The organism is Thermobifida cellulosilytica TB100 (genome assembly GCF_001517975.1).
GTDB lineage: Bacteria > Actinomycetota > Actinomycetes > Streptosporangiales > Streptosporangiaceae > Thermobifida > Thermobifida cellulosilytica.
Genome location: NZ_KQ950181.1, coordinates 18,023 through 41,582 on the forward strand (window position 1 = coordinate 18,023; position 23,560 = coordinate 41,582).

General features: G+C 71.7%; 20 protein-coding genes. 18 read left to right on the top strand and 2 right to left on the bottom strand.

The genetic code is table 11. The annotated features are described in order from the left end of the window. The 5 genes from AC529_RS06385 to AC529_RS06405 form a co-directional block, all read left to right on the top strand. On the top strand, window positions 1-810 hold an 810-nt coding region (locus AC529_RS06385), incomplete at its 5' end, for a glycosyltransferase family 4 protein (protein ID WP_068754640.1). Window positions 811-1,104: 294 nt separating this feature from the next. Continuing rightward, a complete protein-coding gene (locus AC529_RS06390; RefSeq protein WP_068754642.1) occupies window positions 1,105-2,118 on the top strand; it encodes a TerC family protein in 1,014 nt (337 codons plus the stop codon). 285 nt (window positions 2,119-2,403) lie between these two features. After that, window positions 2,404-5,241: an excinuclease ABC subunit UvrA gene (gene uvrA, locus AC529_RS06395; RefSeq protein WP_068754644.1), complete on the top strand. Its 2,838-nt coding sequence runs from the start codon at window positions 2,404-2,406 to the stop codon at window positions 5,239-5,241. A gap of 201 nt (window positions 5,242-5,442) precedes the next feature. Continuing rightward, on the top strand, window positions 5,443-6,078 hold the full coding sequence (locus AC529_RS06400) for an RDD family protein (RefSeq protein ID WP_083948006.1): 636 nt from the start codon (window positions 5,443-5,445) through the stop codon (window positions 6,076-6,078). 88 nt (window positions 6,079-6,166) lie between these two features. After that, window positions 6,167-6,583 (top strand): Rieske (2Fe-2S) protein, encoded by a 417-nt coding sequence (locus AC529_RS06405; RefSeq protein ID WP_232306618.1) that lies wholly within the window; start codon window positions 6,167-6,169, stop codon window positions 6,581-6,583. Window positions 6,584-6,597: 14 nt separating this feature from the next. On the opposite strand, the gene AC529_RS06410 is transcribed toward AC529_RS06405, so the two are convergent. Beyond that, window positions 6,598-7,731 (bottom strand): mechanosensitive ion channel family protein, encoded by a 1,134-nt coding sequence (locus tag AC529_RS06410; protein ID WP_068754651.1) that lies wholly within the window; start codon window positions 7,729-7,731, stop codon window positions 6,598-6,600. A gap of 187 nt (window positions 7,732-7,918) precedes the next feature. On the opposite strand from AC529_RS06410, the gene uvrC reads away from it, so the two are divergent. The 13 genes from uvrC (at window position 7,919) to AC529_RS06475 (ending at window position 22,017) form a co-directional block, all read left to right on the top strand. Further along, window positions 7,919-9,916, top strand: coding sequence for an excinuclease ABC subunit UvrC (gene uvrC, locus AC529_RS06415; RefSeq protein ID WP_068754655.1), 1,998 nt, complete (start codon window positions 7,919-7,921; stop codon window positions 9,914-9,916). Next, entirely contained in the window at window positions 9,913-10,797 is an 885-nt protein-coding gene (rapZ, locus tag AC529_RS06420; protein WP_083948007.1) for an RNase adapter RapZ, read from the top strand. Before uvrC ends, rapZ begins: the two co-directional genes overlap by 4 nt. 73 nt (window positions 10,798-10,870) lie before the next feature. Continuing rightward, complete coding sequence (locus AC529_RS06425; protein ID WP_394326433.1) at window positions 10,871-11,860, top strand: gluconeogenesis factor YvcK family protein; 990 nt, start codon at window positions 10,871-10,873, stop codon at window positions 11,858-11,860. A gap of 172 nt (window positions 11,861-12,032) precedes the next feature. Continuing rightward, a complete protein-coding gene (whiA, locus tag AC529_RS06430; RefSeq protein ID WP_068754659.1) occupies window positions 12,033-13,013 on the top strand; it encodes a DNA-binding protein WhiA in 981 nt (326 codons plus the stop codon). Between the two features lie 411 nt (window positions 13,014-13,424). After that, complete coding sequence (gap, locus tag AC529_RS06435; protein ID WP_068754661.1) at window positions 13,425-14,432, top strand: type I glyceraldehyde-3-phosphate dehydrogenase; 1,008 nt, start codon at window positions 13,425-13,427, stop codon at window positions 14,430-14,432. A gap of 105 nt (window positions 14,433-14,537) precedes the next feature. Next, window positions 14,538-15,725, top strand: a complete 1,188-nt coding sequence (locus AC529_RS06440) for a phosphoglycerate kinase (RefSeq protein ID WP_068754663.1) — start codon at window positions 14,538-14,540, stop codon at window positions 15,723-15,725. 7 nt (window positions 15,726-15,732) lie between these two features. After that, the gene (gene tpiA, locus AC529_RS06445; RefSeq protein ID WP_068754665.1) at window positions 15,733-16,518 is read left to right on the top strand and encodes a triose-phosphate isomerase; all 786 of its coding nucleotides are present in this window, start codon (window positions 15,733-15,735) and stop codon (window positions 16,516-16,518) included. Window positions 16,519-16,744: 226 nt separating this feature from the next. Then, window positions 16,745-16,981, top strand: a complete 237-nt coding sequence (gene secG / locus AC529_RS06450) for a preprotein translocase subunit SecG (protein WP_068755873.1) — start codon at window positions 16,745-16,747, stop codon at window positions 16,979-16,981. 162 nt (window positions 16,982-17,143) lie between these two features. Next, the gene (locus tag AC529_RS06455; RefSeq protein WP_068754667.1) at window positions 17,144-17,467 is read left to right on the top strand and encodes an RNA polymerase-binding protein RbpA; all 324 of its coding nucleotides are present in this window, start codon (window positions 17,144-17,146) and stop codon (window positions 17,465-17,467) included. A gap of 224 nt (window positions 17,468-17,691) precedes the next feature. Further along, the gene (locus AC529_RS06460; RefSeq protein ID WP_068754669.1) at window positions 17,692-18,642 is read left to right on the top strand and encodes a ring-cleaving dioxygenase; all 951 of its coding nucleotides are present in this window, start codon (window positions 17,692-17,694) and stop codon (window positions 18,640-18,642) included. Between the two features lie 3 nt (window positions 18,643-18,645). After that, the gene (locus AC529_RS06465; protein ID WP_068754671.1) at window positions 18,646-19,275 is read left to right on the top strand and encodes an alpha/beta hydrolase; all 630 of its coding nucleotides are present in this window, start codon (window positions 18,646-18,648) and stop codon (window positions 19,273-19,275) included. A 295-nt stretch (window positions 19,276-19,570) separates the two neighbouring features. Beyond that, on the top strand, window positions 19,571-20,794 hold the full coding sequence (locus AC529_RS06470) for an allantoate amidohydrolase (RefSeq protein WP_068754673.1): 1,224 nt from the start codon (window positions 19,571-19,573) through the stop codon (window positions 20,792-20,794). Between the two features lie 122 nt (window positions 20,795-20,916). Next, window positions 20,917-22,017 carry a GNAT family N-acetyltransferase gene (locus AC529_RS06475; RefSeq protein ID WP_068755875.1) on the top strand — a complete coding sequence of 367 codons (1,101 nt, stop codon included), beginning with the start codon at window positions 20,917-20,919 and terminating at the stop codon, window positions 22,015-22,017. 9 nt (window positions 22,018-22,026) lie between these two features. Here AC529_RS06475 and AC529_RS06480 read toward each other — a convergent pair whose 3' ends face one another. Continuing rightward, window positions 22,027-23,502 carry an amino acid permease gene (locus tag AC529_RS06480; protein ID WP_068754675.1) on the bottom strand — a complete coding sequence of 492 codons (1,476 nt, stop codon included), beginning with the start codon at window positions 23,500-23,502 and terminating at the stop codon, window positions 22,027-22,029. Window positions 23,503-23,560 lie beyond the last annotated feature (58 nt).

The following is a 23,560-nucleotide window of genomic DNA, read 5'->3' on the forward strand; positions in this document are numbered from 1 at the left end:
CTGGCCGCGCTGAGCCGCCCGGCCGCGCCGCTGGTGGCCACCCTGCACAACGCCCCGCCCGCGGGGGTCGGGGCGTGGCTGTTCGGGGTGCTGGAGCGGATCCTGGCCCGCCGCGCCGACCTGGTGCTGGGTGTCTCCGGCGACCTGGTGGAGCGGTCGCGTGCGCGGGGGGCGCGGCGGGTGGGGCGGGCCCTGGTGCCCGCGCCCGCCGCACCCCCCGCGGAGCGCAGCCCCGACCAGGTGCGCGCCGAGCTGGGAGTGGGGCCGGAGCGGCCGCTGCTGGTGACCGTGGCCCGGCTGGCCGAGCAGAAGGGACTGCCCCTGCTGCTGGACGCGGCCCGGGTGTGGGCGCGGCGCACCCCGCCGCCGCTGGTGGCGGTCGCCGGGGAGGGGCCCCTGCGCGGGCGGCTCGCCGCGCGGATCGCCGCGGAGCAGCTCCCGGTGCGGCTGCTGGGGCGGCGCGACGACGTGCCCTGCCTGCTGGCCGCGGCCGACGTGTTCGTCCTCGCCAGCGTGTGGGAGGGGCAGCCGCTGGTGGTGCAGGAGGCGCTGCGGGCCGGGACGCCCGTGGTGGCCACCGACGTGGGAGGCGTCGCGGAGCTGGTGGGGGACGCCGCGGTCCTGGTTCCTCCGGGGGACGCCGCCGCGCTGGCGGAGGGGGTGGCGCGGGTCCTGGACGACGCCGCGCTCGCCGCGCGGATGCGGCTGCGCTCCCGGGCCGCGGCGGCCGTGCTGCCGCAGCCCGGAGCCGACTGCGACCAGGTGGTCGGCTACTACACGGAACTCGTGGACCGCGGTGCGTGCCGGTGAGGCTAGGCTCACTCTGCGGAAGGACAGGAATGTCGGAGGCGATGGTTCTCCGCGCTCCGAAGCGGTGGCATCATAGAGCCGGTGCCGAAAGGCGGAATTTTTTCGGTTTCGCCTCGTTGCACCTTTCGGTAGGGGAGTATCCCTTCGCGGCGGCGTCGTCACCACGGAACGCAACGGCGCGGTCCCGGTGCCGTCGGTCCACGACCTGCGGGTTCGTGGGCGGGAGAGACCTCCGGTTCCTGACGTGTCCGCGCACAGAGAGCGGCCGCCGCAGCCGGAGGAGAGGATCCCCAAATGGACGTGCCCCTGTGGGTCTGGGTGGCGACCATCGTCGGCATCGTCGTTGTCCTGGCGGCCGACCTGGCCATCGTCGACCACCCGTGGAGCAAGAAGCGAGAGCCCAAAGAGCTCTCGATGAAGGAGGCCACCTGGTGGTCGGTCTTCTACATCGCCCTGGCGATCGCCTTCGGGCTCGGCATCTGGTACTTCGCCGGCGGGGAGAAGGCCGGTGAGTACTTCGCCGGGTACGTCACCGAGAAGAGCCTCAGCGTCGACAACCTCTTCGTCTTCTACCTGATCCTCACCTCCTTCGCGGTGCCCAGGAAGTACCAGCACGAGGTGCTGCTGATCGGGATCGTGCTGGCGCTGGCCATGCGCGGCGTCTTCATCGCCGTCGGCGCGCAGGCCGTCAACGCCTGGAGCGAGGTCTTCTACCTGTTCGGCGCGTTCCTCATCTACACCGCGGTCAAGATCGTCCGCGACAACATCAAGGGCTCCGAGGAAGAGGAGACCGACTACACCGACAGCTTCGCGGTGCGCATGGTCCGCAAGGTCTGGCCGGTCACCGACGGATACCACGGCTCCCGCCTGACCGCGAAGATCGACGGCCGCCGCCACGTCACCCCGATGCTCATGGTCATCGTCGCCGTCGGCGTCACCGACCTGATCTTCGCGGTCGACTCGATCCCGGCGATCTTCGGCCTCACCCAGGACGCCTACCTGGTGTTCACCGCCAACGCCTTCGCGCTGCTGGGCCTGCGGGTGCTGTACTTCCTGCTGGCCGGGCTCATGGACAAGCTGGCCTACCTCAGTTGGGGGCTGGCCGCGATCATGGTGTTCATCGGCGTCAAGATGCTGCTGCACGCGCTGCACGAGAACGGCGTGGCGGTCCCCGAGATCGGCATCGGCCTGTCGTTGACCGTCATCCTCGGTGTGATGACCGTCACGGTTGTCGCCAGCGTGCTGAAGTCCCGCAGCGACGCCAGGCGGCTGAAGTCCCGCACGGGCAGCATCGCGCCCGGCGAGTGATCGGGACACCCGGCCAGCGAAAGCACAACAATCGAACACGCGTACCCATAGAATGGGGTCCCGGTCGGAATGCCGCCGGGACTCCGCTGGTTACCGTGGACAGACCCCCGGCGGCGCGCGGAGCGGACAGGCGGCGCGCACCTGCGTACCTCCGACCCGCCCGAAGCAGCACCACAGGCCCGCGGCGCGGACACGACACGCACCGCCGCGGCCCGCACACCCCTCGACGAGGAAGGATGGAGCGCACCGGCGCCGGGGCGGCCCGGCGGCCACGCGCGAAGAGACATGGCCGATCGTCTGGTGATCCGCGGGGCACGCGAGCACAACCTCAAGAACGTCTCCCTGGACCTGCCCCGTGACTCGATGATCGTGTTCACCGGGCTGTCCGGCTCCGGCAAGTCCTCCCTGGCCTTCGACACCGTCTTCGCCGAGGGGCAGCGCCGCTACGTGGAGTCGCTCTCGGCCTACGCCCGCCAGTTCCTCGGGCAGATGGACAAGCCCGACGTCGACTTCATCGAGGGCCTGTCCCCGGCGGTGTCCATCGACCAGAAGTCCACCAGCCGCAACCCGCGCTCCACGGTCGGCACCATCACCGAGGTGTACGACTACCTGAGGCTGCTGTGGGCGCGCATCGGCAAGCCGCACTGCCCCCGCTGCGGGCGCGAGATCGCCCGGCAGACCCCCCAGCAGATCGTGGACCGGGTGATGGAGCTGCCCGAGGGCACCCGCTTCCAGGTGCTGGCGCCCGTGGTGCGCGGACGCAAGGGCGAGTACGCCGAGCTGTTCAAGAACTTGCAGGCCAAGGGCTTCACCCGGGCCAGGGTGGACGGCGCGCTGGTGCGGCTGGACGAGGCCCCCGAACTCAAGCGGTACGAGACGCACGACATCGCCGTCGTCGTCGACCGGCTCAGCGTCAAGGGCTCGGCCGTCAAGCGGCTCACCGACTCGGTGGAGACCGCGCTGCACCTGGCGGGCGGCACCATCCTGGTGGAGTTCGTGGACCTGCCCGAGGACGACCCCGAGCGGGAGCGCATCTACTCCGAGCACCTGTACTGCCCCTACGACGACCTGTCGTTCGAGGAGCTGGAACCGCGCTCCTTCTCCTTCAACTCGCCCTACGGGGCCTGCCCCGAGTGCACCGGACTGGGCACCCGCCTGGAGGTCGACCCCGACCTGGTGGTGCCCGACCCCGCCCGGACCCTCGCCGAGGGCGCCATCGCCCCGTGGAGCGGGAGCAGCCCCAGCGAGTACTTCATCCGCCTCGTGCAGGCGCTGGGCGAGGCGATGGGCTTCGACCTGGACACCCCCTGGGAGAAGCTGCCGAAGAAGGCGCGCAGGGCCCTGCTCGAGGGCTACGACGACCAGGTCCACGTCAGCTACCGCAACCGCTACGGCCGCCAGCGCGCCTACTACACCGACTTCGAGGGCGTGCTCAACTGGGTGCGCCGCCGCCACGCCGAGAGCGAGAGCGACTTCGTGCGCGAGAAGCTCGAAGGCTACATGCGGGTGGTGCCCTGCCCCGCCTGCCAGGGCAGCCGGCTCAAGCCGGAGGTGCTGGCGGTGACCGTCGGCGGGCGCTCCATCGCCGAGGTCAGCGCGCTGCCCCTGAGCGAGTGCGCGGAGTTCCTCGCCACGCTGGAGCTGTCCGAACGCGACCGGACCATCGCCGCCCAGGTGCTCAAGGAGATCAACGCCCGGCTGGGCTTCCTGCTGGACGTGGGACTCGACTACCTCAGCCTCAGCCGCGCCGCCGCGACGCTGTCCGGCGGCGAGGCGCAGCGCATCCGGCTGGCCACCCAGATCGGCTCGGGCCTGGTCGGGGTGCTCTACGTGCTGGACGAGCCGTCCATCGGACTGCACCAGCGCGACAACTTCCGGCTGCTGGAGACCCTGCGGCGGCTGCGCGACATCGGCAACACCCTGATCGTCGTGGAGCACGACGAGGACACCATCCGCGCCGCGGACTGGGTGGTCGACATCGGCCCCGGGGCGGGCGAGCACGGCGGCCGCGTCGTGGTCTCCGGAACGGTCCAGGAGCTGCTGGACAGCCCCGAGTCGGTCACCGGCCAGTACCTGTCGGGGCGGCGCGCGATCGAGGTGCCCGCCCGGCGGCGGCCCCGCGACCCCAAGCGGCAGCTCGTGGTCCGGGGGGCACGCGAGAACAACCTGCGCGACTTGGACGTCGCCTTCCCGCTGGGCGTGTTCACCGCCGTCACCGGCGTGTCCGGCTCGGGCAAGTCCACGCTGGTCAACGAGATCCTGTACAAGGCGCTGGCCAAGGAGCTGCACGGGGCGCGCGACGTCCCCGGACGGCACACCCGGATCAACGGCGTGCACCACGTCGACAAGGTCGTCCACGTCGACCAGAGCCCCATCGGCCGCACCCCGCGCTCCAACCCCGCCACCTACACCGGCGTCTTCGACCACATCCGCAAGCTGTTCTCGCAGACCACCGAGGCGAAGGTGCGCGGATACCAGCCTGGCCGCTTCTCCTTCAACGTCAAGGGCGGCCGCTGCGAGGCGTGCGCGGGCGACGGCACGATCAAGATCGAGATGCAGTTCCTCCCGGACGTCTACGTGCCCTGCGAGGTCTGCCACGGCGCCCGGTACAACCGGGAGACGCTCGACGTGCACTACAAGGGCAAGACCATCGCCGACGTGCTCGACATGCCGATCGAGGAGGCGCTGGAGTTCTTCGAGCCGATCAGCGCGATCCGCCGGCACATGCAGACCCTCACCGACGTGGGACTGGGCTACGTGCGCCTCGGTCAGCCCGCCACCACCCTGTCGGGAGGCGAGGCCCAGCGGGTGAAGCTCGCCGCGGAACTGCAACGCCGCTCCACCGGGCGCACCGTCTACATCCTGGACGAGCCCACCACCGGCCTGCACTTCGCCGACATCGAGAAGCTGCTGCACGTCCTGGGGCGGTTGGTGGACGCGGGCAACACCGTCATCGTCATCGAGCACAACCTCGACGTCATCAAGACCGCCGACCACATCATCGACATGGGGCCCGAGGGGGGAGCGCGCGGCGGCACGGTCGTGGCGACCGGCACCCCCGAGGAGATCGCCGAGCATCCGCAGAGCCACACCGGGCAGTTCCTCCGCAAGATCCTCAACTAGGACGGCCCCCAGGCCGGTCGGGGCGGCCGGTCGTGGCCACTGTGGGACACATCGGCGGGACGGGGCGGACGGAGGCCGCCCCCGACGGCGCCCCTCCGTAGGATCGGCAGCGGACGAATGGACAGCGGAACCCCGCGCAGCGCCCCGGCCCGCGTTCCGGGGCGCTGCGCGGCGTCCGTACCGACCCCGGAGGCCTCCCCCATGACCCACCCCCCGCCGTGGGACCCCCGAACGACCGTGACGCGCGGCCCCGGGCGGTGGCCGGTGCCACCGCCCCAGCCACCGCCCCGGCCGGGCGGCACGTTCCCGGCGCCCGGCCCGCCTCCCGGGCCGGGACCGTACCGTCCGGCCTCGTGGGGCCAGCGGGCCCTGGCCCGCCTGCTCGACTCCTTGTTCGTGAGCATTCCGCTGGGCACGGTCCTGTTCTTCGCCTGGCTGTTCTGGCTCTTCTTCGCGGTGCTGGCGGGCCGGACCCTGGAGGGGGCGGACACCGGCGCCATGATCTTCGCCAGCGTGTGCGGGTTCCTGGTCTGCACGGCCTACGACGCGGTCTGCCTGCGTGTCTGGGGGCGCACCCCGGGCAAGATGATCGTCAAGATCGTGGTGGTGCCCGACCCCGCGCCGGGACGGCCGGAGCGGATCCCCCTCGACGCGGTCATGGTCCGCGCCGCGCTGTACTGGCTCCCGCTCCTGGTCATGTGGACGCCCCTGTGGGTGCAGGTCCTGGTCAACGGAGTGTGGCTGGTGCCGATCGCGCTGTGGCCGCTGTGGGACCTGCCCAAGCGGCAGGCCGTCCACGACAAGATCGTCCGGACCGTGGTGCTGCGACGGGACTGAGTCGGCACCCCCACCCTGCGACGATCCACTCCCGCACCCGTACTACATTGCGTAGTAGTCCTGTTCGACCATTCCAGGGAGCCTTCTCATGACAACGGAGCCGTCACCGCGCGTCTGCCGGATGAGCCGCCGCACGATGCTGGCGGGTACGGGGGCCGCGGGAGCGGTGGCGCTCACCGCCGCGGCCTGCACCGCCGCACCGAAGCCGCAGGACGCGCTGCGCGGACAGGTGGTGGCGCAGACCACCGACGTCCCCGAGGGCGGCGGTCTGCTGGTGATCGACGCCAAGCTGGTGATCACCCAGCCCGAGCCGGGGAAGTTCCAGGCGTTCAGCGCCACGTGCACCCACGGGGGCTGCACCGTGCAGGAGGTCACCACCGAGATCCTCTGCCTGTGCCACCACAGCAAGTTCGGGCTCGACGGCGAGGTGCTCCAGGGGCCGGCCGTCGACCCGCTGGAGCCGTTCGAGGTGCGGGTGGAGGGCACCGACATCATCCTGGTCTGAGCCCGGCGGAGGGCTCAGCCGGACTCCGCGGTCTCCTCGCCGTTCCTGCGGGAGACGGGGGAGCGGCGGAACGCCGAGGCGGGCCACATCGCGGCGTACTGCTGCTCCTCGTCCATCCCGGTGAACTCGGTGCGGTTGCGCGGCAGCGCCTGGGGGAAGTTCTCGCGGATGTAGCCGAGCATGTGCTCACGCAGCTCGACCGTGAGCTTCCACCGGGCGCTGGAGTCGGCGGCGCTCACGGTCGCGCGCAGCTCGATCAGCCCGGAGTCCAGCATGTCGGTGACCTCCAGCGCCCAGTTGCGGCCGTCCCACAGGGGGTGGTTGGTCACGAACGACTCGACCTCGGCGCGCAACTGCTCCACCGGGACCTCCCAGTCGACGCGGAACATCACCACCCCGGTGATGCTGCTGCCGTGCTTGGTCCAGTTCTCGAACGGCCGGGTGGTGAAGTAGGACACGGGGAAGACCAGGCGGCGTTCGTCCCAGGTGCGCACGGTCACGTTGGTGAGCGTCAGCTCCTCGATGCGGCCCCACTCTCCCTCCACGACCACCACGTCGTTGATGCGCAGCGAGTCGCTGAACGCCAGTTGCAGGCCGGCGAACATGTTGCCCAGCGTGGCCTGCGCCGCCACACCGGCGATGATGCCGATCAGACCGGCGGACGCCAGGATCCCGGCGCCGAGCGCGGCGACGGCGGGGAAGGTGAACAGGATCGCCGCGACCGCCAGCAGGCCCAGCAGCGTGGCCGCGACCCGTCGCAGCAGCCGCACCTGCGTTTGCAGGCGGCGGGAGCGCCGGTCGGCGTCGCCGTTGCGCACCGACAGCCGGGCCAGCACGGTGTCGGTGACGGCGTAGGCCACGGTCAGCCCCAGCCAGGTCAGCGAGGCGATCATCGCGATGCGCATGCCGTGCTGGAAGATGGGGTACCAGAAACGGGGGTTCTCGAATCCGCTGGCGTTGGGAAGCGCGAGGTTCACCCCCAGTACGGTGGCCGCCGCGTACGCCGAATAGCGGCAGCGCCGGACCAGGTGCTCGGCTGCGCTCCACACCTTGGACAACTGGTGGGTCAGCAGCCAGTGCAGCACCGTGACCAGGAGCACCGAGACCGCGACGGCGACGCCCACCGCGATCCAGTTGCCGATCGACATCACTGGAGAGTCCCCCTTGCACGGAGTCGGAAGCGGAAAGTGGTGCAACGCAGATACAGGGACAACCTAGAACATCCCGCTACCGGACCGTGACGCTTGCGGAGGTGAGGAAGCGCATGGCCAGGAAGGCCCGGCCGGGCGTCCGGTGCTGGCACGCACTGTCCGATCCGGCGACCACAATGGGACCATGACCGTCCGCCCCACCCTGCGCCCCGAACCCGGATCGATCCCCACCGACCCCGGGGTCTACCGCTTCCGGGACGAGCACGGCCGCGTGATCTACGTTGGAAAGGCGAAGAACCTGCGCGCCCGGCTGTCCTCCTACTTCCAGGACTTCAGCGCGCTGCACCCGCGGACCCAGACCATGGTCTCCACGGCCGCCGAGGTGGACTGGACGGTGGTGGGCACCGAGGTGGAGGCCCTGCAGTTGGAGTACTCCTGGATCAAGGAGTACTCCCCGCGCTTCAACGTCCGCTACCGCGACGACAAGAGCTACCCCTACCTGGCGGTCACGCTCAACGAGGAGTTCCCCCGGGTCCAGGTGATGCGCGGGGCGCGGCGCCGCGGGGTGCGCTACTTCGGCCCCTACTCCTACGCCTGGGCCATCCGCGACACCGTGGACCTGCTGCTGCGGGTGTTCCCGGTGCGCACCTGCTCGGCCGGGGTGTTCAAGCGCGCCCGCTCCAGCGGTCGGCCCTGCCTGCTCGGCTACATCGACAAGTGCTCCGCGCCCTGCGTGGGGCGCGTCGACGCGGCCGAGCACCGCGCGCTCGCCGAGGACTTCTGCGCCTTCATGGCGGGCGAGACCGGCCGCTTCCTGCGGGCGCTGGAGGCCGAGATGAAGCAGGCCGCCGCCGAGCAGGAGTACGAGCGTGCCGCGCGCCTGCGCGACAACATCCAGGCGCTGCGCACGGTCATGGAGAAGCAGGCTGTGGTCCTCGGCGACGGCACCGACTGCGACGTCATCGCCATCGCCGAGGACCCGCTGGAGGCGGCCGTCCAGGTGTTCTACGTGCGCGGCGGGCGCATCCGCGGCGAGCGCGGCTGGGTGGTCGACAAGGTCGAGGAGGTCTCCACCGGCCAGCTCGTCGAGCAGTTCCTCGCCCAGACCTACGGCGCGGCCGAGGGCACGTCGGCCATCCCCCGCGAGGTGCTGGTCTCGGCCGAGCCCGCCGACCTCCCCGCCGTCACCGCCTGGCTGGCCGAGCGCCGCGGCGCGGCGGTGGACGTGCGGGTGCCCCGGCGCGGCGACAAGCGCGCCCTGATGGAGACCGTCGCCAAGAACGCCGAGCAGGCGCTGGCCCGCCACAAGAGCCAGCGCGCCTCCGATCTGACCACGCGCTCCCGGGCGCTCTCGGAGATCGCCGAGGCGCTGGGCCTGGCGGAGGCCCCGCTGCGCATCGAGTGCTTCGACATCTCCACCCTCCAGGGCGAGCACGCGGTGGCGTCCATGGTGGTGTTCGAGGACGGCCTGGCCCGCAAGTCCGAGTACCGGCGGTTCAGCATCCGCGGGGCGGCGGGCGCCGAGCACAGCGACGTCGCGGCGATGCACGAGGTCATCACCCGCCGCTTCACCCGCTACCTGGAGGAGAGCCAGCGCTCCGGAGAACTGGACACGCTGGGCGAGAGCGGCGCCCCGCCCGCCGCGGGCCGCGCCGCGCGGGGCGCCGCACCCCGGTTCGCCTACCCGCCCAACCTGGTGGTGGTGGACGGCGGCCGCCCCCAGGTCGCGGCCGCCCAGCGGGCGCTGGAGGAGCTGGGGATCGAGGACGTGGCCGTGTGCGGGCTGGCCAAGCGGCTGGAGGAGGTGTGGGTGCCCGACGAGGAGGACCCGATCATCCTGCCGCGCGCCAGCGAGGGGCTCTACCTGTTGCAGCGGGTCCGTGACGAGGCGCACCGGTTCGCGATCTCCTACCATCGACGCAAGAGGGCCGGGGCGCTCACCGCCAGTGCTCTGGACGACATTCCCGGCCTGGGGCCCGCCCGGCGCGCCGCGTTGATCAAGCACTTCGGGTCGGTGCGCCGCCTGGCGCGGGCCACGGTCGCCGAGATCGCCGAGGTGCCCGGGATCGGGGAGCGGATCGCTCGGACGGTCCACGAGCGGCTCGGCGGGGCCGGGGAGGAGCAGGGAGGGTCGGACGGCAGCGGTCCGGACAACCGAGAGCACAGGGGGAAGAAGACGTGACGACCAGTCGGGTAGACGGCCTCCCACCGGAGATCGTCGTGGTGACAGGCATGTCGGGAGCGGGGCGCAGCACCGCGGCGCGGGCGTTGGAGGACCTCGACTGGTTCGTCGTCGACAACCTCCCGCCGGGGCTGCTGCCCACCATGATCGACCTGGCCGGACGCACCCAGGGAGCGGTGTCGCGGGTGGCTGCCGTGGTGGACGTGCGCAGCATGGCCTTCACCGAGGACCTGCTGTCTTCCGTGAAGGATCTGCGCGGTCGCGGTATCGTCGCCCGCGTGGTGTTCCTGGAGGCATCGGACGAGACCCTGGTGCGCCGCTTCGAGAGCGTGCGGCGCCCGCACCCGCTCCAGGGTGAGGGGCGGCTGACCGACGGGATCAGCCGCGAGCGCGGTCTGCTGCGCTCCATCCGTGGCGAGGCCGACCTGGTCATCGACACCTCCCAGCTCAACGTGCACCAGCTCAAGGCGAAGATGGTGGGGTTCTTCGGGAAGGCCCGGGAGGCCCACCTGCGCGCCAACGTGGTCTCCTTCGGGTTCAAGCACGGCCTGCCGATCGACGCCGACCTGGTGCTGGACTGCCGGTTCCTGCCCAACCCGCACTGGGTTCCGGAACTGCGTCCGCTGACGGGGCAGGACGACCCGGTGCGCGACTACGTACTGGCCCAGCGCGGAGCCAAGGAGCTGCTGGACTCCTACACCGAGGTGCTGCGGCTGCTGGTCGCCGGGTACCAGCGCGAGGGCAAGCACTACATGACGCTCGCGGTGGGCTGCACCGGCGGCAAGCACCGCAGTGTCGCCATGTCCGAGCAGCTCGCCGCCCGTCTGCGCGACGAGGGGGTGGAGGTGAACATCATCCACCGCGACCTGGGGCGCGAATAGGCGGCGCGGGCCGCGGCACACGCCCCGGGACGTCCGGCGGACCGGGGGAGGGGAATGAGGGACGCGTAGACCGATGGCGGGTTACGAGGACTCTTGGGAGAGACCGCGCGGAGACGACGGGACCGCGCCGCCGCGCGTGGTCGCGCTGGGCGGAGGACACGGGCTGTACGCGTCGCTGTCCGCGCTGCGCCGGGTCACCACCGACGTGACCGCGGTGGTGACGGTGGCCGACGACGGCGGCTCCAGCGGGCGGCTGCGGCGGGAGCTGGGCGTGCTGCCGCCGGGCGACCTGCGGATGGCGCTGGCGGCGCTGTGCGGTGACGACGAGTGGGGCAGCACCTGGAGCGAGGTGGTGCAGCACCGGTTCCGCTCCGGGGGCGAGCTGCACGGGCACGCGGTGGGCAACCTGCTCATCGTGGCGCTGTGGGAGCTGCTGGGCGACTCGGTCGCGGCACTGGACTGGGTGGGGCAGCTCCTCGGCGCGCACGGCCGGGTGCTGCCGATGTCGTCGGTCCCGCTGGACATCGTGGCCGAGGTGGAGGGCGCCGACCCGGACCGTCCCGACGAGGTGGTGACCGTGCGCGGCCAGGTGGCCTGCGCCAGCACCCGGGGGCGGGTGCGGTCCATCTCGCTGATCCCGGACCGGCCGCCGGTGCCCAGCCAGGTGATCCGGGCGGTGCACGAGGCCGACTGGGTGGTGTTCGGCCCCGGGTCGTGGTTCACCAGCGTGCTGCCGCACCTGCTGGTTCCGGATCTGGCGCGGGCGCTGGTGACGACGCGGGCGCGGCGGCTGGTGGCGCTCAACCTGTCCCCGCAGCGGGGGGAGACCGACGGGTTCGCCGCGCACACCTATCTGGAGGTGCTCGCCGACCACGCGCCCGAGCTGCGGGTGGACGTGGTGCTGGCGGACCGCAAGGGCGTGGAGGACGCGGTCAGGCTGGAGCGGGTGGCGGCGGGGCTGGGAGCCCGGCTGGTGCTGGCCGACCTGGCCGTGGACGACGGGTCGCCGCGGCACGACCCGGACCGGTTCGCGGAGGCGTTCGATCAGGTATTCGCGGATTGAGCGGACCCGGCCGCAAAGGTTCGGGAAAGCGCCGGGCTGCCGGACCGGTCAAGGCAGCGGACACACGCTCGCGCGGCATGGAGTTGGCCGCGCGGGCAAGTAGTCTGCCACGAAGGGCGCTGCTTGGCCGCGGCGCGCAGTGTGCGTTCTACTGGGGGAAGGGGCCGCATCCATGGCGATGACCGGCGTGGTGAAGGACGAGTTGAGCCGACTGACCGTTCTCAAGCCATGCTGCCGCAAAGCGGAAGTCTCGACGATTCTGCGTTTCACCGGCGGACTGCACCTGGTCGGCGGGCGTATCGTGATCGAGGCCGAGCTCGACACGGGAGCGGCCGCACGCCGACTGCGCAAGGACGTCTCCGAGGTGTTCGGACACGAGTCCGAGGTGGTGGTCCTGGCCCCCAGCGGTCTGCGCAAGGGCAACCGCTACGTGGTCCGGGTCATCAAGGACGGCGAGAGCCTGGCCCGCCAGACCGGACTGATCGACAACTACGGCCGCCCGGTGCGCGGCCTGCCCCGCCACGTCGTGGCGGGCGGGGCGTGCGACGCGGAGTCGGCGTGGCGCGGCGCGTTCATCGCGCACGGCTCGCTCACCGAGCCCGGGCGGTCCATGTCGCTGGAGATCACCTGTCCGGGGCCGGAGGCGGCGCTGGCCCTGGTGGGCGCGGCCCGGCGGCTCAAGGTGCACGCCAAGGCCCGCGAGGTGCGCGGGGTGGACCGTGTGGTGGTGCGCGACGGCGACTCCATCAGCGCGCTGCTGACGCTGCTGGGCGCCCACCAGAGCGTGCTGGCCTGGGAGGAGCGGCGGATGCGCCGCGAGGTCCGGGCCACCGCCAACCGGCTGGCCAACTTCGACGACGCGAACCTGCGGCGCAGCGCCCGGGCCGCGGTCGCCGCGGGGGCCCGGGTGGAGCGCGCCCTGGAGATCCTCGCCGACGACGCTCCCGAGCACCTGGTGGCCGCGGGCAAGCTGCGCCTGGAGCACAAGCAGGCGTCGCTGGAGGAGCTGGGACAGCTCGCCGACCCGCCGCTGACCAAGGACGCCATCGCGGGCCGGATCCGGCGCCTGCTGGCCATGGCGGACAAGCGCGCGGCGGATCTGGGCATCCCCAACACCGAGGCGAACCTCACGCCTGACATGCTCGTTCCATGACGTGAGGAAGATCACAGAATGTGGCGTTCGGTGACCGTGCCGGAGCTGCGAGTCCGGGTTGGGGCACCCGGAGGCGGAGTCGGTGCCGCTGGTGCGCCAACAGCCCTCGTTAATGCGCTCGTAATAAAGTGTGAACGGTTCTCCCAAGGTGTCCACACTTTCACGAGCTGCGGAAACGATGGTGTGAGGGAGCGAAAAATACGGTCTAATGGTCTATACCTCTGGTGTGTAGAAGTGCCAGTATTGGCATCGGTGGGACAGCCCGCGCGCCGTGGCCGATCCGGCTCCGGTGGCTGAGGGCGCGGACGGTAGGCTCGCCCCAACCCAACGCACACTGTTTTCCGCATCCGGCGCGTGTTGCGTCGGAGCCAGCGTCGACGACGCAGACGACACGTGAGGAGAATGGTTTCCGTGACCATCCGCGTAGGCGTGAACGGATTCGGACGAATCGGCCGCAACTTCTGGCGGGCGGTCCAGGCCGCCGGAGGCAGCGACGTCGAGATCGTGGCCGTCAACGACCTCACCGACAAGGCGACCCTGGCCCACCTGCTCAAGTACGACACCGTCCTGGGCACCCTGCCCGGCGAGGTCGAGGTCGGCGAGGACAGCATCACGGTCGGCGGCACCACCATGAAGGCGCTCGCCCAGCGCGACCCGGCCCAGCTCCCCTGGGGCGACCTGGGCGTCGACGTCGTCATCGAGTCCACCGGCTTCTTCACCAAGGCCGAGGACGCCAAGAAGCACCTCGACGCCGGCGCCAAGAAGGTCATCATCTCCGCCCCGGCCAAGGGCGAGGACCTGACCGTCGTCATGGGCGTCAACGACCACAAGTACGACCCGGCCAACCACCACATCCTGTCCAACGCCTCCTGCACCACCAACTGCGTGGCGCCGATGGCCAAGACGCTGCTGGAGAACTTCGGCATCGTCAAGGGCCTGATGACCACGGTGCACGCGTACACCAACGACCAGGTCATCCTGGACTACCCCCACAAGGACCTGCGTCGGGCCCGCGCCGCCGCGCAGAACATCATCCCCACCACCACCGGTGCCGCCAAGGCCACCGCGCTGGTGCTGCCCGAGCTGAAGGGCAAGCTCGACGGTCTGGCCATGCGGGTCCCGGTGCCCGACGGCTCCGTCACCGACCTGGTGGTCACCCTGGAGCGCGAGGTGACCAAGGAAGAGGTCAACGCCGCGTTCAAGGCCGCCGCCGAGGGGCCGCTCAAGGACGTCCTGGTCTACACCGAGGACCCCATCGTGTCCTCCGACATCGTCGGCACCCCGGCCTCCTGCACCTTCGACGCCAGCCTCACCATGGCCTTCGGCAGCCAGGTCAAGGTCGTCGGCTGGTACGACAACGAGTGGGGCTACTCCAACCGCCTGGTCGACCTGGTCAAGCTGGTCGGCTCCAACCTCTGAACCGCGCCGCCCACGGCACCGGCGACGCCCTCGCACCCGGCACCTCCGCGCCGGCAGGGGGCGTCGCCGCCCATGTAGACCGCTTCCAGAAAGAGAAGTAGAGACATGCGGACGATCGAGGACCTCGACGTCGCGGGCAAGCGTGTTTTTGTCCGGGCCGATCTCAACGTGCCGCTCGACGGTGAGCGCATCACCGACGACGGCCGCATCCGGGCCAGCCTGCCCACCATCACCAGGCTTCGCGAGCGGGGCGCGCGCGTGATCGTCGGCGCCCACCTGGGCCGCCCCAAGGGCAAGGTCGACCCCGCCTACTCGCTGCGCCCCGTCGCCGCCCGGCTGGGCGAGCTGCTGGGCACCGAGGTGCGCTTCGCCACCGACACCGCGGGCGAGTCCGCCCTCGCGGTCAGCCGCGAACTCGCCGACGGCGAGGTCGCCCTGGTGGAGAACCTGCGCTTCGAGCCGGGCGAGACCAGCAAGGACGACGCCGAGCGCGGCGCGTTCGCCGACCGGCTGGCCGCGCTGGCCGAGCTGTACGTCGGCGACGGCTTCGGTGCGGTGCACCGCAAGCACGCCAGCGTCTACGACCTGCCCAAGCGCCTTCCGCACGCCGCGGGCGGACTGGTGTTCACCGAGGTCGACGTGCTGCGGCGGCTGACCGAGTCCCCGCAGCGCCCCTACGTGGTGGTGCTGGGCGGCTCCAAGGTCTCCGACAAGCTGGGCGTCATCGACAACCTGCTCAACACCGCCGACCGCATCCTCATCGGCGGCGGCATGGCCTACACCTTCCTCGCCGCCAAGGGCTACGAGGTCGGCAACAGCCTGCTGGAGCGCGACCAGATCGAGACGGTCAACGGCTACCTGCGCCGCGCCGAGGAGCGCGGGGTGGAGTTCGTGCTGCCCGTCGACGTGGTGGCCGCGGAGAAGTTCGCCGCCGACGCCGCCCACGACGTGGTCAGCGTCGAGCAGATCCCCGCCGACCGGATGGGCCTGGACATCGGCACGGCCTCGGCCAAGCTGTTCGCCGAGAAGCTGGCCGACGCGGCCACGGTGTTCTGGAACGGCCCGATGGGCGTGTTCGAGATGGAGCCGTACGCCAACGGCACCCGCGCGGTGGCCCAGGCGCTGGCCGACTCCGACGCCTTCACGGTGGTCGGCGGCGGCGACTCGGCGGCGGCCGTGCGCGCGCTCGGATTCGACGAGAAGGCGTTCGGGCACATCTCCACCGGCGGCGGCGCCAGCCTGGAGTACCTCGAAGGCAAGACCCTGCCCGGTATCGCGGCACTGGAGGACTAGGACGACCATGGCAACCGCCGAACGCAAGCCGCTGATCGCGGGCAACTGGAAGCTGCACAACAACCACCTCGAGGCCATCGCCCTGGTGCAGAAGCTGGCCTTCGCCCTCAACGACGCCGACTACGACGCGGCGGACATCGCGGTGCTGCCGCCGTTCACCGCCATCCGCAGCGTGCAGACGCTGGTGGAGGGCGACAAGCTGCGGATCGCCTACGGCGCCCAGGACATCTCCCAGCACGAGAAGGGCGCCTACACCGGCGAGGTGTCCGGCCCGATGCTGGCCAAGCTCAACTGCTCCTACGTGCTCGCCGGGCACTCGGAGCGGCGCGAGTACCACCACGAGGACGACGCGATCGTCAACGCGAAGGTCCGGGCGGCCTTCGCCAGCGGCATCACGCCGATCCTGTGCCTGGGCGAGGGGCTGGACGTCCGCCGCGAGGGGCGCCAGGTCGAGTACACCCTGGCCCAACTGGAGGGCGCGCTCAAGGGCGTGACCGAGGAGCAGGTCCGCGAGCTGGTCATCGCCTACGAGCCGGTGTGGGCGATCGGCACCGGGGAGGTCGCCACCCCCGAGGACGCCCAGGAGGTGTGCGCCGCGCTGCGCGGCCGGATCGCCGGGCTGTACTCCGCCGAGGCCGCGGGGCGCACCCGCATCCTCTACGGCGGCTCGGTCAAGAGCGGCAACGTCGCGGCGATCATGGCCCAGCCGGACGTCGACGGCGCGCTGGTGGGCGGGGCGAGCCTGCAGGCCGACGAGTTCGTCGCCCTGATCCGCGCCGCGGTGCAGGGCTGAGTCCCGGTTGTCGGCGGGCTGCGCCGGAGGCGGCGGCCCGCCGACACGCGGTTCCGGGGGTTTCGCTCAGGAGCGGCTCTGGGGCCTACTGTGTCGGGGGTAAAATCAGGTAATGTTCCCGATACCCTGTCCGGGTTCTCGCTTTCTCGCAGGTGTGCGGGTCTGGACGGGAGTTCTGGTCGTTCGGATTCCCCCTCGTCGGGGTTGAGTGACGGGTGAGCGTGTGATTATCGTCGGTCTTTCCATTGCCCTGATGATCGTCAGCGTCCTGATGATCATGCTGGTGCTGCTCCACAAGGGCAAAGGCGGTGGCCTCTCCGACCTGTTCGGCGGCGGCGTCACCTCCTCCCTCGGAGGATCCTCGGTGGTCGAGCGCAACCTCGACCGGCTGACCGTTGCCACCGGTCTGGTGTGGACCGTCGGCATCGTCGCGCTCGGCCTGCTCATCCTCCGTCAGGGCTAGTCCACAGCATCGCGATCCTGCGCCCGCAGGCCCCGGGCATGCGCGCTCGGTGCTGTGCGTTCCGCGGAGCGTGCGACAGCGTCCCCGGGGCACATCACGCTGAAGGAGTTTTTCGTGGGTAGTGGCAGTGCCATCCGCGGTAGTCGTGTCGGTGCCGGCCCGATGGGCGAGGCCGAGCGCGGTGAGGCGGCGCCGCGGATTCGTGTCGCGTTCTACTGTGCCAACAAGCACGAAGTGGTTCCGAGCTTCTCGCACGAGGCTCAGGTCCCGGACGAATGGGACTGCCCCCGTTGCGGTTTCCCCGCGGGTAAGGACCCGGAGAACCCCCCGGCTCCCCCGAAGACCGAGCCCTACAAGACCCACCTGGCCTACGTGAAGGAGCGGCGCAGCGACGCCGACGGCCAGGCCATTCTGGAAGAGGCGCTGGCCAAGCTGCGTGCCGAGCGAGCCGCGATGTCGGCCGCCTTCAAGCCTCTGAACGACTGAAGCTCCGGTGAGGAAGCCCTCGCCGGAGGGTGACGGCCCGGGCGGCCTGCCCGCCTCCCCTCCCGCGTGGAGCACAGCACCACGGCGAAGCCCCCGCGTATCGGACGCGGGGGCTTCGCCGTGTCCGGAGCCGGTCACGGGAGGGGTGGAGCATTGCCGGAATAAAGTTTAAATTTCAACTGTTTGTGCGGTGTAGACAGGCCGCCCGGACCAGGAGGAGCGCCATGAGCGTACGCCCCGCAGGAATCCACCACGTCACCGCGATCGCCGGAGACCCGCTCGCCAACGCCGACTTCTACCGCAACGTGCTGGGCATGCGGCTGGTCAAGCAGACGGTCAACTTCGACTCGCCCGACACCTACCACCTGTACTACGGCGACCGCGCGGGCAACCCGGGCACCGTCATGACGTTCTTCCCCTGGCCGGAGGCGCCCCGGGGACGGCTCGGCGCGGGCCAGGCCACCGTCACCTCCTTCTCCGTGCCCGAAGGATCGCTCGGCTGGTGGCAGCGGCACCTGGCGGCACTGGGGGTGCCCGCCAGCCGTCCCGCCGAGCGGATCGGGGAGGACGTGCTGAGCCTGCGCGACCCCGACGGCCTCGTCCTCGAACTGGTGGCCAGCCCCGACCACCACGACACCGACCCCTGGGACGGCGGCGGCGTCCCGGCCGAGCACGCCGTCCGCGGCATCCGCGCGGTCACCCTCACCGAACGCAACCCCGAGCCCACCGCCGCCATGCTCCAGGAGCAGCTCGGCTTCACCCTGACCGAGGAGGAGGGCGACCGCCTGCGCTTCCGCACCGGCGCCGCGGGGGAGGCCGTCGGCACCGTCCTGGACGTCGTCGCCGCGCCCACCGCCCGCATCGGGGAGGTCGCCGTGGGCACCGTGCACCACGTCGCCTACCGCGCCCCCGACCAGCAGGTCCAGCTCGACTGGCGGCGGGAGCTGCTGGAGGCGGGCGTGCGCGTGACCGAGGTACGCGACCGCTCCTACTTCACCTCGATCTACTTCCGCGAACCCGGAGGGGTGCTGCTGGAGATCGCCACCGACGGCCCCGGGTTCGACTACGACGAGCCGCTGCTGGAGCTGGGCCGCAGGCTCCGGCTGCCGCCGTGGCTGGAGCCCCGGCGCGACCAGATCCTGCGGGCCCTGCCCGAACTGACGATCCCGGAGTGACCGTTGACCGATCTCGGCTTCACCCACGTGTTCCGCCCGGCAACGCGGCCCGGCGCGCCCACCCTGCTCCTGCTGCACGGCACCGGAGCCGACGAGTACGACCTGCTGGGCCTGGGACACTCCCTGGCCCCCGGCGCTGCGCTGCTGTCGCCGCGCGGCCGGGTCGACGAGAACGGCGCCGCCCGCTGGTTCCGCCGCCTGCGCGAGGGCGTCTTCGACGTCGACGACGTCGTCGCCCGCGCCGCCGAACTGGCCGGTTTCGTGCGCGCGGCCACCGCCGCCTACGACCTGGACCCCGCGTCCGTGACCGCCGTCGGCTTCTCCAACGGGGCGAACATGGCCGCGGCGACCCTGCTGCTCCACCCGGGCCTGCTGCGCCGGGCGGCCCTGTTCGCGGCCGCCGCGCCGTTGCAGGGACGCCCGCTCCCCGCGGCCGACCTCACCGGTGTCCAGGTGTTTCTCAGCGCGGGGGCAGCCGATTCCCTCACGCCCCTCGAACAGGCTCGCCTCTTGGCCGAACAACTGCGACAATGCTCAGCGGTCGTGCAGATGCACGAGCACCCGGGTGGGCACGGCCTCCCCCCGGAGGCTCTGCACCGGGCCCGGCAGTGGTTCGCCGCGACCACGAGGTAGACCTTTCTCACACTGTGCGTGTCCGTCCCACGCACACCGGCGGGCGCCCACCGAATCCGTCCTGGTGGGCGCCCGCCGCGCTGCGGGGCACGGAGCCGGGGAGGGGAGTGCGGCAGTGCGCCTCGCAAGGCGAGGTGCTACGACTGGAGGGGGGCGCCCGAAAGAGCGGAGAACCGTAGCGGCGCGGCCGGTACGGGAGCTCGCTTTCCCGGAGTGACCGGTTCGGGAGACTTGGGGAGGCGGTGCACGCCGCCCAGCCCGACAGTCAGAACCCAGTGACGATGAGGAGCGACCCGTGAGCGACACCTTCGACCGGTTGTGGGCCGGTCTCGCCCCGCTGGGACGCGACCGCACCACAGGCGGCTACCGGCGCCTCTCCTGGACGCCGGTCGACGCCGAGCTTCGGGCCTGGTTCGCCGGAGAGGCCGACGCCCGGGGGATGACCGTGGAGACCGACCGCAACGGCAACCTGTGGGCCTGGCTGGGCGAGCCCGGCCCCGACGCCGTCGTCACCGGGTCGCACCTGGACTCGGTCCCCAACGGGGGAGGATTCGACGGCCCCCTCGGCGTGGTCAGCGCACTGGCCGCCGTCGACGAGCTCAACCGGCGCGGACTGCGCCCCCGGCGCCCCCTGGCCATTGTCGTCTTCGTCGAGGAGGAGGGCGCCCGCTTCGGCGTGCCCAGGCTCGGATCGCGCCTGCTCACCGGGGCCATCACCGCCGACCGTGCCCGCGGCCTCACCGACTCCGACGGCGTCACCTGGGCGCGGGCCATGGCCGATGCCGGCCTGGACCCCGACCGCATGGGCGCCGACCCCGACCGCCTCTCCCGTATCGGCGTCTTCGTGGAGCTCCACATCGAGCAGGGGCGCTCCCTGGCCCGCCACGGCGCCCCGGTGGGGGTGGCCGCCACGGTCTGGCCGCACGGCCGGTGGCGCCTGGACTTCTCCGGCCAGGCCGACCACGCCGGGACCACCCGCATCGCCGACCGCAACGACCCCATGCTGCCGTTCGCGGAGACGGTCGCCGCGGTGCGCCGCGCCGCCGTCGAGCACGACGCCGTGGCCACCATCGGCCGGGTGTGGCTGAGCCCCAACACCAGCAACTCGATCCCCTCCAGGGTGCGCGCCTGGCTGGACGCGCGCGCCCCGCAGGAGGCCGCACTGCGCGCGGTCGTCGCCGGGGTGGACACGGCGGCCCGCCTCGCCGCGGCCCAGCACGGGGTCAGCCTGAGCAACTTCCAGGAGTCCTTCTTCCCCCGCGTGGACTTCCCCCGCGACCTGTGCCACCGGCTGGCCGCCCTCGTCGGAGGGGAGGACACGCCCGCACCCCTGCTGTCCACCGGGGCCGGACACGACGCGGCCATCCTCGCCTCGGCGGTGCCCGCCACCATGCTCTTCGTGCGCAACCCCACCGGCATCTCCCACGCCCCCGAGGAGCGCGCCGACCCCGCCGACTGCCATGCCGGGGTCACCGCGCTCACCGAGGTCCTCGCCGACCTCACCGACGCCAAGAGTTGACGGCCCCCGTCGGCGGGCGCGCAGCCGAGCTTCGCCCGCCTCTTACACCCGTGTAGTGCGTCGGAAACATCCGCTGCCGAGACTGGGCGACCGAGGCTGGAAGGGTCCAGGGGGTGGTGGAGATGAGTCTGTGGCGCATCCGCGTGGCGGTCGACGACCGTCCCGGCGAGCTGGCCAGGATCGTCCAGGTCATGGCCGACCACGGGGGCAACGTCGCGGGGGTGTCCATCCACACCGATGCTGTCGGAGCGGTCGACGAGTTCATCGTCGACGTTCCCGGATCCCACCACCGCCTGGTCGCCGACCTCGCCGCGCGCAGCCGCGACGGCGACGTCCTGGCGGTGCCCGCCGCCCCCCGCGACGTGGGCGACGACGTCACCCGTTCGCTGCTGCTCACCGCACGGCTGCGCTCGGAGCCGAACCGGCTGCCCGAGGCGCTGCGGGAGCTCCTGGGCGCCGACGAGGCCCGCTGGACCACCCTCGGCACGCCCGTCCCCGACTTCCCCGAGGAGCCCGAGAGCGTCCTGCTGGTCCCGGTGGGACCGCTGCGCGCGGTCCGCCTGCGCCGCGTGGACCGCCCCTTCACCTGGACGGAGTCGGCCCGCGCCGACGCCCTGGTGCGGTCGGTGCTGCCGCCCACCGGGCCGGCGCCCACCCGGGGGACGGTCGTCACCCACCGCGGCACCGAGCTGTTCGTCTGGCAGGTCGGCCCGGAGGACTCCGAAGCGCTGCAACGCCTGCACCGGCGCTCCTCCGCCGAGACGAAGCGCCGCCGCTACCTGTCAGCGGTCGACGAGCTGAGCGCCCGGCTGCTCAACGTCTTCTGCGACCGGGAGCGCGGACTCACCCTCGCCGCCCGGCCCATGAACGGGGACCAGCCGGTCGCGCTGGCACACCTGATGTACACGATGGACCCGGGCGTCGGCGAGATCGCGTTCCTGGTGGAGGACGTCTGGCAGGGCAACGGCATCGGCACCTGCATGGCCCGGGTGCTCACCGCCATCGCCGCCGACTGGGGGCTGGCCGAGGTGCGCGCCGAGACCCTGCCCGGCAACGAGCCGATGCAGCGGATCATGCGGCGGCTGGGTGCGACCGTCTCCCCGCCCCGCGGCGGCGTCGTCCAGGCCCGCATGCCGGTCGCGGGCACTGTGCCGTCCCGGCGGCCGGGACGGCTGATGACGCTGCTCGGCCAGGCGGGCGCTCCGGGCAACACGTACCTGTAGGCGAGCCGCTCACACCCCCTCGGTCCGGGGCCGGGAGAGCTCGGCGAGCCGACTGCGGCGCATGCCGTAGCAGAAGTAGACGGTCACGCCCAGCGCCATCCACACCGCGAACCGGATCCAGGTGAGCGCGGTCAGGTTCAGCATCAGCCACAGGCAGGCCAGCGCGGCCAGGAGCGGCAGGACCGGGACCCACGGCACCCGGAAGGCGCGCGGCAGGTCGGGGCGGGTCCGGCGCAGCACCACCACGCCCACCGACACCACCACGAACGCGAACAGGGTGCCGATGTTCACCATCTCCTCCAGGGCGCCGATGGGGACCAGGCCGGCCAGCAGCGCCACCACGGCGGTGGTCAGCAGCGCCGTCACGTACGGCGTGCCGAACCGGGGGTGGGTGCGCGACAGCGCGCGCGGCAGCAGTCCGTCGCGGGACATGGCGAACGCCACCCGGGACTGGCCCATCAGCAGCACCAGGATGACGGTGGTGATGCCGACGACGCCGCCCAGGGAGATAAGCGACGCGGCCCAGTCGGCGCCCACCGACCGGAAGGAGTCGGACAGGGGCGCCTCCACGTTCAGGTCCGGGTAGGGGCGCATCCCGGTGACGACCGCGGCCACCGCCATGTACAGCACGGTGACCACGATCAGCGCCCCGAAGATGCCCACGGGCATGTCCCGTTTGGGGTTGCGGGTCTCCTCGGCGGTGGTGGCGACGATGTCGAAGCCGATGAAGGAGAAGAACACCACGGAGGCGGCGGAGATCACCCCCCACAGGCCGAAGGAGGTGGGCTCCAGGCCGAGCAGGAGCTGGGTGAGCGGGATGTCGCTCGCACCCGACCCCGCGCTCCCGGCGGGCACGGGTTCGGAGGGGGGCACGAACGGCGTCCAGTTGGCGGGGTCCACGTAGGTGAGGCCCGCGACGATGATGAACAGCACGATGCCGACCTTGACCGCCACGACGGCCGCGGTGACCCGCCCCGACAGCTTGGCGCCCAGCATGCCGACGACCCCCAGGACCACCGCGACGGCCATCGCGCCGAGGTTCACCGGATAGCCCGCCACCGGCACGGACAGGGGGAACCCGGCCAGGTCGCCCGCGTACTCCGACCACCCCACCGACACCACGGAGGCCGCCAGGGTGAACTCCAGGATCAGGTCCCAGCCGATGACCCAGGCGACGAACTCGCCGAGGGTGGCGTAGCCGAACGTGTAGGCGCTGCCCGCCACCGGCACGGTGGAGGCGAACTCGGCGTAGCACATGGCCGCCAGCGCGCACACCGCCCCGGCGATGAGGAAGGACAGCACGATGGCGGGTCCGGCGTTCTCGGCGGCCTGCCGCCCGGTGACCACGAAGATGCCGGTCCCGATGATGACGCCGATGCCGAAGACGACCAGGTCGAAGCCGTTCAGGTCGCGGCGGAGGCGGTGGCCGGGTTCGTCGGTGTCCCTGATCGACTGCTCGATGCTCTTGGTGCGCCAGATGCTCAAGTGCTCTCCAGTCCCGTCTGCCCGCCCGGCACCGCCGGGCGGTCGGCCTGCTACCCGG

Coding starts and splice junctions, on each gene's coding strand:
- AC529_RS06410 (WP_068754651.1), bottom strand. CDS start 7,731: ATGTCGATCGGCAACTGGATCGCGGTGGGCGTCGCCGTCGCGGTCTCG.
- AC529_RS06390 (WP_068754642.1), top strand. CDS start 1,105: ATGGACGTGCCCCTGTGGGTCTGGGTGGCGACCATCGTCGGCATCGTC.
- whiA (WP_068754659.1), top strand. CDS start 12,033: ATGGCGATGACCGGCGTGGTGAAGGACGAGTTGAGCCGACTGACCGTT.
- AC529_RS06455 (WP_068754667.1), top strand. CDS start 17,144: ATGGGCGAGGCCGAGCGCGGTGAGGCGGCGCCGCGGATTCGTGTCGCG.
- AC529_RS06460 (WP_068754669.1), top strand. CDS start 17,692: ATGAGCGTACGCCCCGCAGGAATCCACCACGTCACCGCGATCGCCGGA.
- uvrA (WP_068754644.1), top strand. CDS start 2,404: ATGGCCGATCGTCTGGTGATCCGCGGGGCACGCGAGCACAACCTCAAG.
- AC529_RS06425 (WP_394326433.1), top strand. CDS start 10,871: ATGGCGGGTTACGAGGACTCTTGGGAGAGACCGCGCGGAGACGACGGG.
- AC529_RS06405 (WP_232306618.1), top strand. CDS start 6,167: ATGACAACGGAGCCGTCACCGCGCGTCTGCCGGATGAGCCGCCGCACG.
- AC529_RS06475 (WP_068755875.1), top strand. CDS start 20,917: ATGAGTCTGTGGCGCATCCGCGTGGCGGTCGACGACCGTCCCGGCGAG.
- AC529_RS06400 (WP_083948006.1), top strand. CDS start 5,443: ATGACCCACCCCCCGCCGTGGGACCCCCGAACGACCGTGACGCGCGGC.
- AC529_RS06440 (WP_068754663.1), top strand. CDS start 14,538: ATGCGGACGATCGAGGACCTCGACGTCGCGGGCAAGCGTGTTTTTGTC.
- tpiA (WP_068754665.1), top strand. CDS start 15,733: ATGGCAACCGCCGAACGCAAGCCGCTGATCGCGGGCAACTGGAAGCTG.
- uvrC (WP_068754655.1), top strand. CDS start 7,919: ATGACCGTCCGCCCCACCCTGCGCCCCGAACCCGGATCGATCCCCACC.